This window comes from Enterococcus sp. 9D6_DIV0238 (assembly GCF_002174455.2).
Classification (GTDB): Bacteria; Bacillota; Bacilli; order Lactobacillales; family Enterococcaceae; genus Enterococcus_L; species Enterococcus_L dunnyi.
Window position 1 is genome coordinate 2,319,504 of record NZ_CP147246.1, and the last position, 17,575, is coordinate 2,337,078.

Sequence of the window (17,575 nt, forward strand, 5' to 3'; positions counted from 1 at the left end):
GTATGAACAACTGGAAAATGACCGATACGTTGAGTAAAGGGCTGACATTATTAGAAGACACACTGGTGATCTATGATAAGGATGCAAAGAAAAACTTGGTTCTCGGAACCGATTATACGTTAGATTACGATGAAGCGACAAATCAGTTCGAAATCATCTTTATAGGCAATTATGTGAAAACAGATCATGCTTTTAAAATCAGCTACACAACTGCATATGATCCGGAGGAAGTGCCGGAGAATGATCCAGATAAAAAATTTACAAACACAGCTCAAGTAACTTGGACCACTGATGGTGGAGAAACGATCACTAATGAAGATGTTGCTACGTTTAAACCGAATGAACCAACAAAATATAATGGGGCAAAATCTGGTTCCTATAATGCACAAGAAAAAGCAATTACTTGGACGGTAACAGTAAACTACGGTGATAAAGACTTAGTGAATGCTCAATTATCTGACCCGATTCCAGCCAATCAAAAATACATCTTAAATTCATTGACTATCTACCATTATACTGTTACAAGTGATGGTAATGTGATCAAAGGAAATGAATTGACACAGGAAGAATACCGTGAGTTAGGGATCGAACAGCCCTCTGCTGCAAATAACCAAACGTTGATCGTGGAATTCCCGGATAATGAGGCGGGACAATATCTGATTGAATTTAAGACGGATGTAACCAACGAACAGATCCATGCTGAGTACACAAATGACGCGGTTTTCAGTAATGATAAATATGAGGATCATACCTTACATGGGAAAGTCACTGTCAATCATGGGGATGAATTTGGTTCTAAAAGTGGAAAACAGGATGAAGATGGCTTTGTGAACTGGTCTGTCACGCTGAATGGCAGTCAGTCAAAATTATATGATGTAACTGTAGAAGATATCCCGTCAGCCAACCAGTCGATCGATTTAGACAGCTTGCATATTTTCGGTACCACTGTTGCGGTGGACGGGACGATCACGATCGATCGGACGAACGAGTTAGTCAAAGATCAGGACTATACGGTTGAATTAACGACAGATAATCAAACAGGACAACAAAAAATGACGCTTCACTTCATAAATGACTATCTAGAGTTTGATACTCCGCTGATCATGGAATACAAGAGCATGGTCTTTCTTGAAGGCAATAAAGGAACTGTTTCTAATCAAGTTCATATTACCAGTGAAGGAAAAACCGAAGTAGATGATACGTCTGACGGTAAAACAGATGTTACGGTAAGTGAAGGCGGCGGCTCCAGCTCAGGAAAACGGGGTCAGATGATTCTAAAAAAAGAAGACAACAATGGCAACATCTTGCCTAAAGGAGCAACTTTTGAATTATGGGATAAAAATAAAACACAAATTCTACGTTCAGGGACAGTTGATGAAAATGGGTTGCTCACATTTGGCAGCTTACCGTTTGGCACATACATCTTAAAAGAAACAGGGACTTTGACAGATCAAGGCTATACGATCGATCAAAGTTTAGTGGATGGAAAAAAAGTAGAGATCACTCAGGAAACAACAGATGGTGAACCGATCGTGATCAAAAATCAGCTTGGAACGGTTCAGCTAGTGAAAAAAGGGGAACAAGGACAATTATTGTCTGGTGCGGAATTTAGGTTAGAAGTCTATAACGATGAAACAGGAATTTGGCTGCCTAAGTCTGTGAATCAGAACTTGATCACTGACAATAAGGGTGTATTGACGATTCAAGGCTTAGTTCCAGGAAAATACCGACTGATCGAAACAAAAGCACCAACAGGCTATATTCTAAATACAAATCCAGTACCGTTTGAAGTCGCTGAAAATAGTGATCATCAACTGATACAGGTGGGGATGACAGATGCCTTTATCAATTATCAAGCAGCTATCCGTTTCATGAAGCTTGATGAAGCAGGCAATCCTCTGGCAGGTGCAGTCTTCGGCTTATATAAAAAAGGAAGTACAACACCTGTCGCCACTACAACCTCTAAACCTGATGGACGTGTTGTGTTCACAAATGTTGGACCAGGCACATATGAGATCAAAGAAATCAGCAATCCCAATGATTATGTCTTAAATACGCAGGTTCTTGACAATATCGTAGTTCCGGAAAGCTCTAATAAGCCGTTAGATCCAATTGTTTTGGCTGATGACTTCATTAACTACAAAGGGAGCGCAGAAATCACAAAATATGGCGAAACACCAACAGAAACAAAACTTTTAGCAGGTGTTGGATTTGTTTTGGAAGATGCGAATGGCAAGACGGTTGCCCAAGGGACGACTGATCAAAATGGACGTTATTTTGTAGATGGATTAGCACCAGGTACCTATTACTTCAGAGAAGTAAGTACGGGGCCTAATGAGGAATTTTTGATCAATACTGAAAAGGTCAAAGTGGTCATTGAACCAAATACAGTAGGAAAGCCTGAAACAGTTCAAGTAACCTTAACTGATTATCAAGGTTCGTTCAAGATAAAAAAAGTCGACAGTAAAGGCAATCCATTGGCTGGAGCAGAGTTTAGCTTATTTAAAATCAACAGAGAGCTAGTTGCTAGCGGCCTGACATCTGATTCAAATGGCATTGTTAGTTACGAAGGTCTAGCGCCTGGTCGCTACTATTTAACAGAAACAAAAGCGCCATTAGATGAAGATGGACAGGAATACGTCAAGGACGAATATCCAATCTGGCTGACTATTGAAGATGAAGCCAAAGGGAAACCTGCAACGATCGATCTAGGGGAGTTCCAAAACTTCAAAGGGAAAATCGGTTTGACTAAAACAGGTGCAGGGCATTTATCTATTGCTGGTGCAAAGTTTGCCTTATATAAAGCTAGCGGTGAAAATGGAACAGAAGAAAAACTGGTTAAAATCGACGGAAAAGAGTACATTGAAGTTGGTGAAGATGGACACATCAATATTGATAGCTTAGGTCCGGGTTATTACAAGCTGATCGAAATTGAAGCACCGGCAGGTTATGTGATCAATACACAGCCGATCTACTTTACTGTTCGTGAAGGAGAAGAAACAGATCCGCCAGTGGAAGAAGTGTCGATCGTCAACTATGAAGCATCGATCACAGCCCGGAAAGTTTCTGATGATGAATCATTAGAAACACCACCTCTCTTAAGAACTGGACTAAGCGGTGTTGAATTCCAAATCCTTGATGACAAGGGCGAGGCTGTGACTGTTTTTGACAGTAAAGGAAACGAAACGAAGACATTGATCGCTAATCAAGAGGGGATAATTTCAGCTAGCGGACTTCATGCAGGAAGGTATACATTAGTTGAAACGAAAGCACCAGATGGTTATATTTTAGAAAAAGAAGGTGTGCCGTTCACGATTATAGATCAGTCCGGGGCAACAACACCGATCAACTTAGGCGATATTGAAAATCATCACGGCAGTATCGAGATTGAAAAGAAAAATGAACATGGCGATCTTTTAAATGGCGGAAGCTTTGAAATTAGAGACGAAGACGGACAAGTCGTTACTGTCACGAATGCATTAGGATTGAAGACAAAGACATTGACTGCGCTTGATGGTAAAATCGAAGCAATAGGGTTGGTTCCAGGAAAGTATTCTCTAATTGAAACGAAAGCGCCAGATGGCTATATTTTAGAAACAAATCAAAAAATCATGCCCTTTGAGATTGCTAGATCTGAAAATGGACATCAGAAGGTGTCATTCAAAGGTACACTAACAAACTATCAAGGATCAGTCGAGTTAAACAAAATCGATAACGACAGTAAAAAAGTGTTGACAGGTGCTGAATTCAATTTATATACAAGTGAAGGAAAATTAGTTAAAAAACAACTGATCACCGATCAAAATGGACAATTATCAGTTGGCGATCTAGCACCGGGTTCTTACTATTTTGTTGAACAAAAAGCGCCGACTGGGTATCAATTATCCAAGGATAAGCAACCATTTACGATTGAAGACAAGGCGAATGGTAAGCCAACACAAATCCATTTGACTGTGACGAATTCAAAACAACCAGTAAAAGATCATGATAAAAAAACAGCAACACCAACTTCTCAAGTAAATATAAGCGGAAAACTTGCGAACCTAGGCGAGCAGTCAGGAACAAGTTTGATCATTATAGGAGTAGTAGTCTTAGTTGGATTGGGCGGATATATTGCTTATCGTAAAAAGAAAAATAAGTAATGTGTGTAAATAGTGAATTTAGAGGTTGAGAAAAAGTTGGAGAAACTGATTTTTGGCCGTTATTCGTTAAATTTTAGAGTGCGAAGCAAAACTGATTTTGGTTTTGTTTCGCACTTTTTTAGATATCAGTCTTAGGTTTGATGGAAAATAAGGATAGAAAGGGTATTATAAAGTAGACAGAAAATGAACTAAGAAGGATTTTGATCAAGATGATAAAAAAGACTATCAAGAAAATAATGAGCCTCGCTGTATTACTGCTTGTCAGTGCTTTTGGTTTTCGTTTATATACATACAATAATACATCAGATGCAGCCGCTCTTATAGATCAGCTCAATCCTTTAGTTCAGACTGAGACTTTATATGTAAAAACAACAGATAAATATGCGTATAAATTTCCGGATGCAGTGAGCAAAATAGATAATTTCACATATATCCAGAATTGTTTTGATAAAAATGGTCATGCACGTAAGTTGTCCTATACTTCCTTTGGACGACCGCTTACACCCAAGAGATTTTTGAGAGTGACGACAAAAGGACAGAGTATTCAGACTTGGGAAGAAATCGACGAGCAAGAAATCCCTCAGAAAATCATTTCACTGCTATAATGATGATTATCAGCAGCAAGGGGTGATGGATGATGGAACAATTGATCATTAATAAAAATAAGCTGAGAGATACAGCGACAATTACAGGCTTAGGAATGTTGGCCTACCGTATTTTTCCAGAAACTGGCCGAATCAATATTCAACTTCTTTCAGGTGAACAAGAAGAATGTACGATCGTTTTTAAAGATGGAGAGGAATTTTCTCTGCGTGGAGAAGTTATTCGTTTGGTCGTCAAATAATCGAGGCTGAGACAGAAGTGTTCAATTCTTAGCACTTAGAATTATGTTAGTTTTACTTTGTTCTTTGAATAATAGTGAAACTGTCTTTGTTAGCTGAGGAGAGCGAAGCATAGCGTAGTAGTTGCTTCTGCTTCTATTGATTCTCACGTTTTAGAGACCGAAACAAAAGTGATTTTTACTTTTGTTTCGGTCTCTATTTTATTGTTTTAAATAGTCAATACTTACTTTAAGCCGTTTAAGACCATCAAGTAGTTTTTCTTTGGAGCAGCCAATATTCAAGCGTAAGAATTTTTTTTCTGATTCGCCATAAGTCGATCCATCCATGATCGCTACTTTTCCTTGATGGATCAGAGCGGATTGCAGCTGTTTCATTGTAAAGGGAAGCTTAGAACAATCGATCCAAAGTAAGTAAGTTGCCTGAGCATCTACAACTGTTAATTCCGGTAGTTGCTCTTGAATAAATTTTTTGACCAGTAGAATATTTTTATCAAGATACTGATTTAACTGGTCAAGCCAATCATGGCAGTGATCGTAGGCTGTTATAGTGCTGTCCAAACCTAAAATACTTGTAGAAGAAAGTCCATCTCGATTTTTTAAGATGTGTATAAATTGTTCTCGTAGGTCCATATCTGGAATCATCAAATATGAAGCAATCAACCCTGGTGTGTTAAAAGTTTTGCTTGCTGATGTGCAAAGGGCGATCTGTTGTGAGTCAGCTGCCCACTTGAATATGGGAGAATGCTGTTCTCCTTTACGTAAAATGTCCATATGGATTTCGTCAGAAATCAGGAAGACCCCATACTTTTGACATAACTGAATCATTTGGCTAAGCTCTTCCTTTGTCCAAACTCGTCCAGTAGGGTTGTGAGGACTGCACAAAAGGAAAATAGTACAGTCAGGCTGCCTCAATTTATTTTCTAAATCAAGAAAATCAATCGTGTATTGCTGGTTTTCATAGTGAAGCTTTGTTTCAAGGACAATTCGATCTTGAGCTTCGATCACTTTGAAAAAAGCGTCATAAGCGGGTGTCTGGATCAACACTTGCTCACCTGGTGCTGACTTTAATTCGATCAGCTTAGAGATCGAATAGATGACAGATGGACTGTATACGAGCCAATCCTCATCGAATGTATAGTCAAAGCGTGAGCGGTACCAGTTTTGAATACTATCCTTGAATACTTTGTGATTCCAGCGCGTATAGCCGAATATAGGATGGCTGATGCGCTTTTGCAGGGAAGTGATGATTTCCTTCGGTACTGCAAAATCAGTGTCTGATACAGTGAACGGCAGTAAATCGGCTTCACCAAAACGGTCAGCGACATAATCCCATTGTGTGCAAAAGGTTCCTTTTCTATCTATTATCGTATCAAAATCTATTGTATCTATCATATGTGACCTTCCTACTCCATTAAGTTTTCCAGTTCATTTTTGACAGTAGCGACCTGTGTACCAATGATGACCTGAAGATTATTACTATCTAATTTGATAACTCCTAACGCACCTAGATCTTTCAGTTCTTGCTCATCGACCGCAGTCATATCATCCACAACTAAACGTAAACGGGTGATACAATTATCCAAGGAGACGATATTGGCACTTCCGCCTAGAGCATCAAGAATCAGAGGACCGTCGTATTTTCCGCTTTTCGTATAGCTTCGTTCTTTTTCAGTCACATCTTCTGTCGACAGTTCACGTCCGGGTGTTTTCAAATTGAATTTTTGAATCGCAAATTTGAAAACAAAGTAGTAAACGGCAAACCATAAGGCACCGACAATCAAAACGAGATACCATTTTGTATACGTTCCTTGTAAAACACCGAAAATCAAAAAGTCTAAAACGCCGCCGTCAGTATTACCGATCACAACTTGAAGTAAAGCCATGAGCATAAAACCTAAACCCGTCATGATGACGTGGAAACCATATAAAACAGGTGCAATAAATAAGAAAAGAAACTCGATCGGTTCAGTGATCCCTGTAACGAAGGTTGCAATCACACCGGAAATCAATAAACCTTTGATTTTATGACGATTTTCAGGCAGCGCAGTTCGATACATTGCCAAGGCTGCTGCTGGTAAGCCGAACATGAAGGTCGGCATTTTTCCTTGAGATAAGAAGGCTGTAGCTGCTGGACTGATCGGTGAACCGCTTTGAAGCTGAGCGTAGAAAATATTCAGCGCACCGGAAACACTTTGTCCATCGACGATTTGAGTCCCACCGGCTTCGGTAAAACGAATCATTGAAACTAAGATGTGATGTAAGCCAAACGGTAAAAGCAAACGCTCGCCAGCACCGAATAAAAATGGACCAAAAATACCTGCTTTTTGAATCGCAAACCCCACACTATTGATACCAAGAGCAAAAATCGGCCAAATAATTGGGATCAGTACCCCAACGATAGACATCACAAGCGAAGTAATGATCGGAATAAATCGTGCACCGCCGAAAAAGGCGAAAGCATCTGGTAATTGAATCGTATAAAACTTATTATGAAGTAAATAAACGATGATCCCAACAATAATTCCGCCTAATACCCCCATTTCGACGGACTGCATCCCTAAAACCATTCCCTGACCTGCTTCACGCAAATGATCTGCATCTGCTAGTTTTCCTGTTTCAGTCAGGTAAAAATTGATGGATAAGTTCATGACTACATAGCCGACTAGTCCAGAAAAGGCAGCAACTCCTTTTTCACTGCGGGCTAGTCCTAAAGGGATCGCCATCGCAAATAATAAGGGCAAATACGTAAAAGCAAAACCACCGACCGTTGACATAAAACGGAAGGCAACCTGCAGCCACGGCTGATCTAAAAATGGCAGTAATTCAAGAGTTGAAGGACTGGAAAACGAACTGCCAATCCCTAAGATCAATCCCATAAAAGCCAATAATGCAACGGGCAGCATAAATGTTTTACCGATCCCCTGGAAGAATTCCCAAAAACTAAATTTCTTTTTCATTCTGTTTCTCCTTTCGTAGTAAAAAGATGGATAAATTTTGTTTTTCTTGCACTCAGTTTACGTGGAAGGGATTATAGAAACAAGCGCTTACACAGACGTTGTAAGAGCTTACATATAAAGTAAGAGGATTCATTTTTCGGCATAGGATTCGATATAGCGGAGAATCAAAAGCTCCAATATTACATGCATAGGAATCCGGGAACTCATATCTATCTCTCCGTAGTAGCCATTAGTCACTTCTACATGAAAGACGATAGACGCAAGCTGCTCTAAAGGGCTATTTTTAGTTCCAATGACAGCAATGATCGGCACATTGTTTTCTTTGAGAAGTGCTGCATATTCAAGTGCCAGCATCGTTTCACCACTGTAACTGACAAGAACGGCGGTATCCTTAGCTGTTAAATGATTTGCGACGATCCTCAGCTCATCCCAATCTTCTCGCGCATCCGCGATTCTACCAGCAAAAGTCAGCTTTCTAGCAGCCTCAAAACAGCAAGAAAACGAGCTGCCTACACCAAAAAATTCCACACGCTGTCCTTCTGCTAATAATTTAGCACCCGTTTCCAAGGAATCTTCTTCTATAGCTTTTAGGGTTTGGTCAAGTTCAAATTGGACACGAGCTGTTAATTGTGTCAGGTCTTTTGAGGGATGATAGATTTGACGCTGCTCATCTTCCATATGACGAATCAGAGCATATTTCATCTCCTGAAAACCTGAGTAACCTAAAGCTTGGCTAGTACGACTGATCGTAGCTGTTGAAACATAGATTTTTTCCGCAATATCATTGATCCGACTTTGTGTGATCTCATCTGGATGTTCAATGATATATGCCAAAACTTGTTGTTCCAAAGGACTTAGCAGTGCTTGCTTCTTTTGAAATTTTTTTAGTAGGATGTTCATTGACGTTCCTCTTTTCATTAAAGGCTAGTTTATTTGCTTTTAGTATAACAAAGGAAGCGTCCTACTGCTATGGTGAGTGAAATGATAGAAAGGTTGCAACAATTAGGAACAATAGTACAATAGAAGGAAAGAATGACAAGGAGGAATTTTCATGGCGGGTCATAGTAAATGGAAAAATATTCAAGGTAGAAAAAATGCGCAGGATGCAAAGAGAGGAAAGATTTTTCAAAAGCTTTCAAGGGAAATCTATGTTGCAGCTAAAGCTGGCGGACCAGATCCTGCAACGAATGCAGCATTACGCTTGGTGATGGACAAGGCAAAGGCGGCCAATATGCCGAATGACAATATCGATCGAGCCTTGAAAAAGGCTAGTAGTTCTGGAGATAATGAGCATTATGATGAAATTACTTATGAAGGATATGGTCCTGGCGGAACGGCGATTTTAGTTTATGCATTGACCGATAATCGAAATCGGACAGCGACGAATGTGCGTGTCGCATTCACAAGAAATGGCGGTTCTTTAGGGGAGACAGGCTCTGTTAGTTATATGTTCGACCGTAAAGGCTATATTGCAATCGAGCGTGAGGGATTGTCGATCGATGAAGAGGGAATGTTTGAACAAGTCCTTGAAGCTGGCGCTGACGATTTGGAAACGTTAGATGAAGTATTTGAAATATATACAGCACCAGAAGATTTTGTTTCTGTTCGTGATGCGCTGGAAACAAATGGATTTACATTAGCACAAGCAGAGTTGACGATGATTCCGCAAACGGAGACTAGTTTAACTAAAGAGCAGCAGGAGCAACTCCAAGTGCTTGTTGATAAGCTAGAAGAAGATGACGATGTTTCAGAAGTGTTTACTTCTGCTGACATGTAGATAAGGAAAATAGAAGGGACTGTGGCATAACTCTTAGAGTTATGCCACAGTCCCTTTAAAAACAAATAAATGGTGGAAACAGAATTAACTACTTTGCTGCGCTTCGGAAATAAGCTGAACACTTCTGTCCCAACTTTTCTTTTTTTATTAACAAATCAAGGATTTCTGAATTCTATTTTATTTTCAATTACTTCTATAATATTAAATATATCTGTTGAGCTAAATCCTGGATTGATATATACAACAGGAATCGTTTTCGCTCTCTTATTTAAAAGAGGATAGGTTGTTGAAGCAATGATCAAATCAGGTTTCGATATTTCGGTAGGGTCAGTTGGTGAAACAAATGAAACATTGTAAAAAGGTTTTAAAAAATATAGTATTTGTTTTGCTGTGATTTTTTCCATGATCACAGGTAAATCTGTTTCTAGTTGTATATAGACTGGTGGGGAAAAGACTGTAGGACTTTGGATAAGCGCATGTGCTTCACAGAAACGGGCAACTAACATCTCTTCGTTGATAAAAGTTATATTCTCTGATTTTTTTTGCATTTCATAAAATTTTTTAACCATTTCTTCACGTAAAAAAGGATAATACTGTTTTAAATACTTCGTATAATCATATCCCGAAAACGTGGTGGAGAAATTAGGAAATAAAATATCTGTAAGAAAACCGACTAAAATGACGCTTCGGTAAGTAATCTTAGTTTGTTCATCAGTAGAAGATAGATCTGGTTTTATCACATCTAAATAAATTTGATACATCTGGTAGACAGGAGTATTCAGTGCTTTATGGACATCTAAAAGTCTTTTTGAAATAGAAGGAACTAATAGAAAACTAGATCTTGTTTGAAAGAGTAAGCAAAGAAAATCTGCTTCTGGAATAGATACATGAAAATAATGTTGTATTGTTGTAAGAATTGAATCATGAATACCAAGAGTAGAAAGTGCATCATGATTGAGTTGATGGGTAAATTCTGGTAAATCTTCAGAAGATAGTTCTTTTTTTTGGTTATATCTATACAGGTTGATCGCGATCACATAGCTCCAGTTGACAGCTGAGATATCTTTAAAAGGAGAATAGCGGCGCATTTCATTTTCAATAAAATCTAGGATTTTTTGTTGGTCGATTGCAGGAAATGGCCAGGAAATTCCACGATAAACATTCCAAAACGCAATATAACTAAGATATCGAAACTGCGGTTCACTTCCCTCGATACTAAGTTCGCGATTGAGGGATTTTATTTTCAGATTATATTTTTGAAGGATGTTATTGAAGTGCTTTACTTTTCTACGCAATGTACTTTCGCTAACAAAATATTTTTGCTGAAAATAATCTAAGGATAGTTTAGTTTGGAAAAAGAGTTCTTTCATTAAAGATAATGAAATTGATTGTTCTGAGATAATTGGGATTGATTTCAGATAACCCAATGTTCCTCCTTCAAAACGAAATCCTTTCCCTTTTGAGAATTCTATTTGAATAGTAGTTTGACTAGAGTTTATTTCCAGCAAGTCACGAGCCAATTCTTTTGTATATTTAAGAACAGATTTTCTTTCCAGATGACTATCAAAAACCAGTTCATCAATAGAATACCAATCCTCTTTTTTATATAGCAGATAAAGAAGCTGTAGCTTATTTCCTGTACCTGTATCAAATATGTCAAATGCTAACATGTTTTTTCACCTCATTCATGGCTTTATCATAAAATAAAACGAGATTTAACTCAATAAAAGTGAATTAAAATAGCACTTATCAAAGAGATAAGTGCTGTTTGTCATGAAAAGGATTGTTAAAACACGCATATCGAATATTATCGATCAAATAGTCATGGTAAATTTAATTTTGTAGATATATTTCATTTCTTATTTCTATTACAAATAAGATTAAAATAAAAAGGAATTAATTAGAGAAAAAACATTTTTTTTGTTTGTGAATTTATCTTAGGTTCATGTTAACTGAGCAAAGTTTTAAAGTCAATAGAGTTTTATCTCATTTTTTTCTAAAATGTTCAAAAAAAATGAGATAAATGACATATATATATTATCTTATATTAAAAAAACAAAGAAATGTAGAGAGAATAGAAGATACGCCGTCAAAAAAATCGTCAAAATATAAAGTAGAAGGGAACAAATCAGAAATGGTGAAAAAGGGAGAAAATATTTATAAACGCAAAGATGGGCGTTGGGAAGGAAGATATATAAAGGAACGAACATTAAAAAATAAAATCGTATACGGATATATATATGGGCGACAATACGCTGAGGTGAAAGAAAGGTTGACAGTGATAAAAGCAAAATACCTTCTCAGTGATTATTCTATGACTCGTTACAACGGGACTATTGAGACGTTTATCAGTAACTGGATGATGTCTACAATGAAATATATCGTTAAACCAACTACATACTCTAATTATGTTCGATTGATCAAACGACACATCATCCCGAGTGTAGGTTCGATAGAATTACAAAAAATCACTCAAGAAGATGTTCAAACGCTTGTGTATCAATTGGCACAGCAGCAGTTTGCTTCTGGCACAATCAGAAATGTGTTCAACATTTTGAAAAAAGCATTGAACTTAGCTGTTGAACAAAAATATTTACGCGAAAACCCATGTAAAAATATTATTTTGCCTAAAACAACAACAAAAAAAGTTTCAGCTCTCTCCTTGAATGACCAAAGAAAAGTCGAACTGCTAGCTTTACAAGAGAAAGAATGTTCTCCAATCATTTTGGCTTTATATTCTGGTATGAGAATTGGTGAAATCAGTGGACTTAAGTGGGAAGATATCGACTTTGAAAAACAAGTTATTCACGTCAAACGAACAATCACACGAATTACGAATGAACATACTACTACGACAAAAACAGAGGTTGTTGAGGGGACACCTAAGTCAAATAACTCCGAGAGGGTTATTCCGTTAGCAAAGAACTTATCTAATTATTTGATGGATAAAAAACAAAAAACATCTAGTGTTTATGTTATCTCATGTAATGGGGGACTGACAGAGCCAAGAACAATCAACTATCGATTTAAAAAGATAGTAAATACTATAGGATTGCCAGAAATTCGTTTTCATTCTTTGCGCCACACATTTGCAACGCGTTGTTTAGAGCAAGGAGTTGATGTCGCAAGTTTAAGTCAAATTTTAGGACATCATTCAACAAAACTAACATTAGATACATATGCAGATTCCTTATTAGAAAATCGCCAAGCTGCAATTGCTACAATAGATAATCTATTTTTAAATGCTCAGTAACCTGAGCATTTTATTTTCTGCAAATAAGCCGTCACCCAAATGGTCACAGCATGTTAAAGATGTTGTTATATCCGCCAGAAGAGGATCTGTTTCTTATTTGTAATAGAAATAAGAAATGAAAAGAGACTATAAAGAAGTATATAAACTTTGAATGTAGGAAATATAGTATGAACCTTATTATAAGTCCTTTGATGAAGAAAACCAAATAATCGAATCCTACATTTTACACATATAAATAATAAAAAAATCAGGAGGTAGAAATGTATAACATAGGAATAATCCACGGTAGAGTCTCAGAGGAAGAAATAGGAATGTACATAGAAGAGGGGAATCTAAATTGCTTCAATACAGTTACTATTGATAAGAACAATTTGTCTGCTGAACTGGAAAACAAAGATGCTATATTGATTTTTCCAAATAATGTTGATTCTGAAGTCGCAGAAATTTGTCAACTTATTATGGAAATAAAAATGAACTCTGAATCATTTATTTGGGTCGTTTCCAAGATTTATGATGAAAAGAAGCGTGTAGTTTATCTGCAGCTAGGAGTGGATGGCAACATCAGTACTGAATGTTCGCCAAGAGAATTACAACTGATTGTAAAGAATGCACTGGATAGAAAAAGTACGTATGAAAACCAATCGGTTTCCCAAAAGGATGGAACAAAGTCAAATGAATCGTTACCTGAGTTGAATGAGAAAAATTTGAGTTTTGTTGCAGAAGGTGAAGAAGTTCCACTGACTAGAACAGAGTATCGTCTCTTTAAGTTGCTGCTGAGTAATCCGGGAATTGCTTTTTCATATGAAGAACTTTACAGAAAAGTTTGGAACAAACCATATAAAAATGAAAAGTATCGAGTGTCAAATGTTGTATTTCATATTCGGGAAAAGCTTGAGGAATACTCATTAAGTCCAAATCACATTAAAACAGTCCGTTCCGTCGGGTATATGATTTCTGAATAATGCCTCTTGACCAAAGACACAAAGGCAACATCTGAAAGGAGGTGAAATTAAAAATGAAAAACAAGAAAAGGGATGAAAAGATGAAGCGTTTTAAAATAGGGGTTTCACTTCTTATGTGTCTCACGTTAGTTGTCAGCTTCTTTACGTATAGTTTCTTTGCAAAAGAGCAACCCGTAAAGGCAGCAGCTGATATTACTACCTCAAATTACTCAATCTGGACAGCTGCAACCTTATCTGAAGCCAATCAATCAGTCAGCAGACTCTTGGCTGCTTCAAAAGGTTCCGACAGTTCACGACCATATAAAGATAATGCAACTTGGTCAGAAGGATCGCTTGCAGCACTTGATAAAGTGTACAAAGTGAGTAGTACAGTAGCTGCCACGGACGATGCCAGTGCGAATTTGTCAAGAGAGCAATTGATTCAAACGGCTCGTGGATTAGAGCCAGCTGGTACGAAGAACAAGGCTAGCTATGTTTCACTAAATAATTATCCAGATGATTCTGGGAAATATAGTTTGGAATATGCGATTTCTAATATGGGCTTAGAGGCTGGAGAAAAGCTAGATGTAATGTTTATCTTAGACTGGTCTGGTTCTATGAAAAGACAAAGTGTTGCACCAACTGCTGAGAGTTCACTGATTAATGGTCGCAAAATGGTTGAAGCCTTTAGTCAAAAGTTGATAGAATCCAACGCAGATGCCCGTATTCGTCTGATTGCACACAATCAGAAGGATAATAACACTTTCGACTCAGAATTGCTTCCAGGAGTAGTGTCCAGAAATGGTATTCAAAAAGATTCAGGATTCTTTCAAATCGATGATAGCAAACAGTATCTACAAACCATTCAAAATATGTACACAATGCAACCGCAATATGACAATGACTCGATTCCTTGGATGATCGAAACTGCGACCAATCTGCTTAAAAAGACAGAAGCACAAGGAGGCGTTCGTTCAGGAGCAAAACCTGTGATGATCGTACTAAGTGATTTTCAGCTGAATATTGGTGGAACAAACCAAAATACAGTCATAACAAAATATAAAAACAGTTTAACAGCTTATAATTCGGCATTCTTAGGAAGGGCACCCACGTTTATCGCAGCTGCGTACTATAATGCGTATCATGTGCCTGGAATGGGTGGTTCTGGTGTGCTCCCTGGAGTAACAGATGTACAAGAAGCTGCTATTAAGGCTACGAATTCTGATTGGTCAGCGGTTCATATTAATGAAAGCAACTATACCACTGCCGAAGCAAGGTTAAAAGATGCGATTGATACCAGTGTAGGGTATCTTCCATGGAATGCGAATCTAAAAACAAATGCGTTCAATTTTACTGAGTACAATTCTACTGATGATGAGTTTGTTTCATTAGATGCTAAAAATTTGGCATTTAAAGGGCTTGGAGATGGTGTAGGGACATTCACTATGAATGTAAATACCGCTCAATACAGTAATCCTAAAAAAGGTGACATGGCTCAGGCAACGACAACGGCAACTGCTAGTACAAATGAGGAGTCAGTAAACTTTAGCCCTACCTCTAAGCTATTCTTGCCGATCACTGATGCGGCTGTCGAATTGTATAAATACAACGGTTCGGGAATTCAAACATCAGCATCTAATTACGCATTGGCAGATACAGTAGTCAGCAGTAATTACAATGCTTACGGTGGAACAAATTATGCAAAACAAAGCAGCATTCTTACTTCAATAGATTACCTTGATAGTACGAAAAAGACTCTAACGAAGCAAAATGCGTTTGATGCATTAAAGCAAGGTCTTGGTGAGACTGAATTTAACAAACTTGACTTTACTCAAGCAGGTTCATTAAATGCCGATTCACTAACTGTTCAATTCGATTCCAGCAAAAACGTGTATAAAGTTTATGCAGAATCGAAAGCAACTGAAAGTACGATTACTGTTGAGCACTGGATCAAAGGCGGCGCAAAAATCTCAACAACCATTCAACTAGATCTATCACAAAAGGGAGAAATTGGCGCTCTTGCTAATATCACACCTACAGCTATCTCTGGGTACACGTATGTTGATTCTGATTCAGAGCCACTAGCTAGTGTGACATATGGCACTAAGGATAAAACAGTAAAACTGTATTATACGGAAAACCCTAAAACGGCTGCGATGACTGTGAAGTACATGGATGGTACGTCAACTGAAATCATCTCTTCGAAATCGGTAGAAGGAACTATTGGTGAAGCGATTACAGAAGCCCAATTAAATAAAGGTGCAGTAGGTACGGGCTATACATTTGTCAAACAAACACCAACACCAGCTATTTTTGGAACAAATACAGAAGTGATTCTGTACTATACCAAAGATAAGGTTATTGGAAAAGTCACTGTGGAATATTGGGATAGCGATACGAACACAAAAATCTCTGGTGTTTCTGATGACATACTAGAAGGTGAAGCTGGTTCAACTGTCAACTATACACAAAAAGATATTCCAAAATACGAATTCGACAAAGCTAAGTCTGATATTATGCCAACAACCTTTACTGAAGGGAATGTAACTGTTCGCCAGTATTATGCAAGGGTTTATACAGTGACCATTGAATATTGGGATGCTGGTACAAATGCTAAAATCGCTTCCGAAACAAATACCATGATTACTGGTAAAAAGGATGCTTCATTAACCTATTCTCCAAAAGATATAGATGGTTATATTTATGATCCAGCACGATCTGATAAAATTCCTTCATCTATTACAGGAGATGCAACTTATCGAGCGTACTATAATAAGGCAGGTTTGGTAACGATTGAATATTGGAGTTCTGATACTAATCAAAAGATACCTGGACAACAAGAGGATGTTTTAAAAGGTATTCTTGATACAAAAGCAACAATTACACCTAAAGTGATCTCAGGTTATAAATTTGATGCTGTAAGATCAGATCCTCTTGATAATGTGACATACAAAACTGGATCAAATATAATTCGGCTTTATTACACGCAGTATGTCAATTTGACAGTTATTTTTGAAAAGATCAGTCCTAAAGAAGAATTAGGGAAAGTTGTAGTACAGGCTAAAATTGGTGATACAGTTCATTTAGAAAATGATTTCAGTACTATTGCGGCGAAGTTGGCTGAATTGGAAAAGTCATATAGTGTATACAAAAGACCAGACAATTATGATGCTTACAAAGTTACAAGTGATGATGCGACACTGATTTATCAATTTGATGGTACCTTGTCCTTATCATCAGCACCTAGTTTATTAGAATTTGGTAGTAACCATGAGATTATGCAGCTAGGAGAATTTAAATCCGAACGACCATCGTATGATAAACCTTTAACGGTGACGGATACACGCGCAGATCTTTCTAATTGGAAAATTTCAGTAAAATTGACAGAAGACATGCATTCTAGGAAAAAGCCAACATTTATTTTAAAAGATGTACTTTACTACAAAGATGGAGATAAATTGACAGCTGTTACTACAGATAATCCTCTTGACATTGTTATAAGTAAACATAGCGAAAGAGGAGATTATGATGTAAGTAAAGCTGAGTGGGAAAATAAATCTAATGGATTTATTTTTAAACTAGGTCAAAATCAATATCGAGAAATTGATGATTACGATGGCACTCTTCAATTTACATTAACAGAAGCGAAATAACAAGGAGGTAA

The 17,575-nt window shown here is 37.5% G+C and carries 11 protein-coding genes; 7 read left to right on the top strand and 4 right to left on the bottom strand.

The genetic code is table 11. From position 1 onward, the window contains the following. The first annotated feature begins 2 nt into the window (after nucleotides 1-2). The 3 genes from A5889_RS10785 to A5889_RS10795 all read left to right on the top strand — a co-directional run bounded on the left by A5889_RS10785 (nucleotide 3) and on the right by A5889_RS10795 (nucleotide 4,986). The gene (locus A5889_RS10785; protein ID WP_087641898.1) at nucleotides 3-4,142 is read left to right on the top strand and encodes a SpaA isopeptide-forming pilin-related protein; all 4,140 of its coding nucleotides are present in this window, start codon (nucleotides 3-5) and stop codon (nucleotides 4,140-4,142) included. A gap of 209 nt (nucleotides 4,143-4,351) precedes the next feature. After that, the gene (locus A5889_RS10790; RefSeq protein WP_087641899.1) at nucleotides 4,352-4,747 is read left to right on the top strand and encodes a YxeA family protein; all 396 of its coding nucleotides are present in this window, start codon (nucleotides 4,352-4,354) and stop codon (nucleotides 4,745-4,747) included. 32 nt (nucleotides 4,748-4,779) lie between these two features. Beyond that, a complete protein-coding gene (locus A5889_RS10795) occupies nucleotides 4,780-4,986 on the top strand; it encodes a hypothetical protein (protein ID WP_087641900.1) in 207 nt (68 codons plus the stop codon). 198 nt (nucleotides 4,987-5,184) lie between these two features. Here A5889_RS10795 and A5889_RS10800 read toward each other — a convergent pair whose 3' ends face one another. The 3 genes from A5889_RS10800 to A5889_RS10810 form a co-directional block, all read right to left on the bottom strand. Beyond that, nucleotides 5,185-6,375, bottom strand: coding sequence for a MalY/PatB family protein (locus A5889_RS10800; protein WP_087641901.1), 1,191 nt, complete (start codon nucleotides 6,373-6,375; stop codon nucleotides 5,185-5,187). An 11-nt stretch (nucleotides 6,376-6,386) separates the two neighbouring features. Beyond that, nucleotides 6,387-7,940, bottom strand: a complete 1,554-nt coding sequence (malX, locus tag A5889_RS10805) for a maltose/glucose-specific PTS transporter subunit IIBC (protein ID WP_087641902.1) — start codon at nucleotides 7,938-7,940, stop codon at nucleotides 6,387-6,389. A 129-nt stretch (nucleotides 7,941-8,069) separates the two neighbouring features. Next, nucleotides 8,070-8,840, bottom strand: coding sequence for a MurR/RpiR family transcriptional regulator (locus A5889_RS10810; RefSeq protein ID WP_087641903.1), 771 nt, complete (start codon nucleotides 8,838-8,840; stop codon nucleotides 8,070-8,072). 151 nt (nucleotides 8,841-8,991) lie between these two features. Between A5889_RS10810 and A5889_RS10815 the strand changes: the two genes are divergently transcribed. Further along, nucleotides 8,992-9,717 carry a YebC/PmpR family DNA-binding transcriptional regulator gene (locus A5889_RS10815; protein ID WP_087641904.1) on the top strand — a complete coding sequence of 242 codons (726 nt, stop codon included), beginning with the start codon at nucleotides 8,992-8,994 and terminating at the stop codon, nucleotides 9,715-9,717. Between the two features lie 155 nt (nucleotides 9,718-9,872). On the opposite strand, the gene A5889_RS10820 is transcribed toward A5889_RS10815, so the two are convergent. Next, nucleotides 9,873-11,387 (bottom strand): helix-turn-helix domain-containing protein, encoded by a 1,515-nt coding sequence (locus A5889_RS10820; RefSeq protein WP_087641905.1) that lies wholly within the window; start codon nucleotides 11,385-11,387, stop codon nucleotides 9,873-9,875. A 464-nt stretch (nucleotides 11,388-11,851) separates the two neighbouring features. Here A5889_RS10820 and A5889_RS10825 point away from each other — a divergent pair, with 464 nt between their 5' ends. The 3 genes from A5889_RS10825 to A5889_RS10835 all read left to right on the top strand — a co-directional run bounded on the left by A5889_RS10825 (nucleotide 11,852) and on the right by A5889_RS10835 (nucleotide 17,564). Further along, on the top strand, nucleotides 11,852-12,970 hold the full coding sequence (locus tag A5889_RS10825; RefSeq protein WP_087642069.1) for a tyrosine-type recombinase/integrase: 1,119 nt from the start codon (nucleotides 11,852-11,854) through the stop codon (nucleotides 12,968-12,970). Between the two features lie 311 nt (nucleotides 12,971-13,281). Further along, nucleotides 13,282-13,932 carry a response regulator transcription factor gene (locus A5889_RS10830; protein ID WP_176372884.1) on the top strand — a complete coding sequence of 217 codons (651 nt, stop codon included), beginning with the start codon at nucleotides 13,282-13,284 and terminating at the stop codon, nucleotides 13,930-13,932. 53 nt (nucleotides 13,933-13,985) lie between these two features. After that, entirely contained in the window at nucleotides 13,986-17,564 is a 3,579-nt protein-coding gene (locus A5889_RS10835; RefSeq protein WP_087641907.1) for a MucBP domain-containing protein, read from the top strand. Nucleotides 17,565-17,575: the final 11 nt, after the last annotated feature.

Bases quoted from the DNA above. Each gene is read 5' to 3' on its own strand.
- A5889_RS10785 (WP_087641898.1), top strand. From the start codon at position 3: ATGAACAACTGGAAAATGACCGATACGTTGAGTAAAGGGCTGACATTA.
- A5889_RS10790 (WP_087641899.1), top strand. From the start codon at position 4,352: ATGATAAAAAAGACTATCAAGAAAATAATGAGCCTCGCTGTATTACTG.
- A5889_RS10795 (WP_087641900.1), top strand. From the start codon at position 4,780: ATGGAACAATTGATCATTAATAAAAATAAGCTGAGAGATACAGCGACA.
- A5889_RS10800 (WP_087641901.1), bottom strand. From the start codon at position 6,375: ATGATAGATACAATAGATTTTGATACGATAATAGATAGAAAAGGAACC.
- malX (WP_087641902.1), bottom strand. From the start codon at position 7,940: ATGAAAAAGAAATTTAGTTTTTGGGAATTCTTCCAGGGGATCGGTAAA.
- A5889_RS10810 (WP_087641903.1), bottom strand. From the start codon at position 8,840: ATGAACATCCTACTAAAAAAATTTCAAAAGAAGCAAGCACTGCTAAGT.
- A5889_RS10815 (WP_087641904.1), top strand. From the start codon at position 8,992: ATGGCGGGTCATAGTAAATGGAAAAATATTCAAGGTAGAAAAAATGCG.
- A5889_RS10820 (WP_087641905.1), bottom strand. From the start codon at position 11,387: ATGTTAGCATTTGACATATTTGATACAGGTACAGGAAATAAGCTACAG.
- A5889_RS10825 (WP_087642069.1), top strand. From the start codon at position 11,852: ATGGTGAAAAAGGGAGAAAATATTTATAAACGCAAAGATGGGCGTTGG.
- A5889_RS10830 (WP_176372884.1), top strand. From the start codon at position 13,282: ATGTACATAGAAGAGGGGAATCTAAATTGCTTCAATACAGTTACTATT.
- A5889_RS10835 (WP_087641907.1), top strand. From the start codon at position 13,986: ATGAAAAACAAGAAAAGGGATGAAAAGATGAAGCGTTTTAAAATAGGG.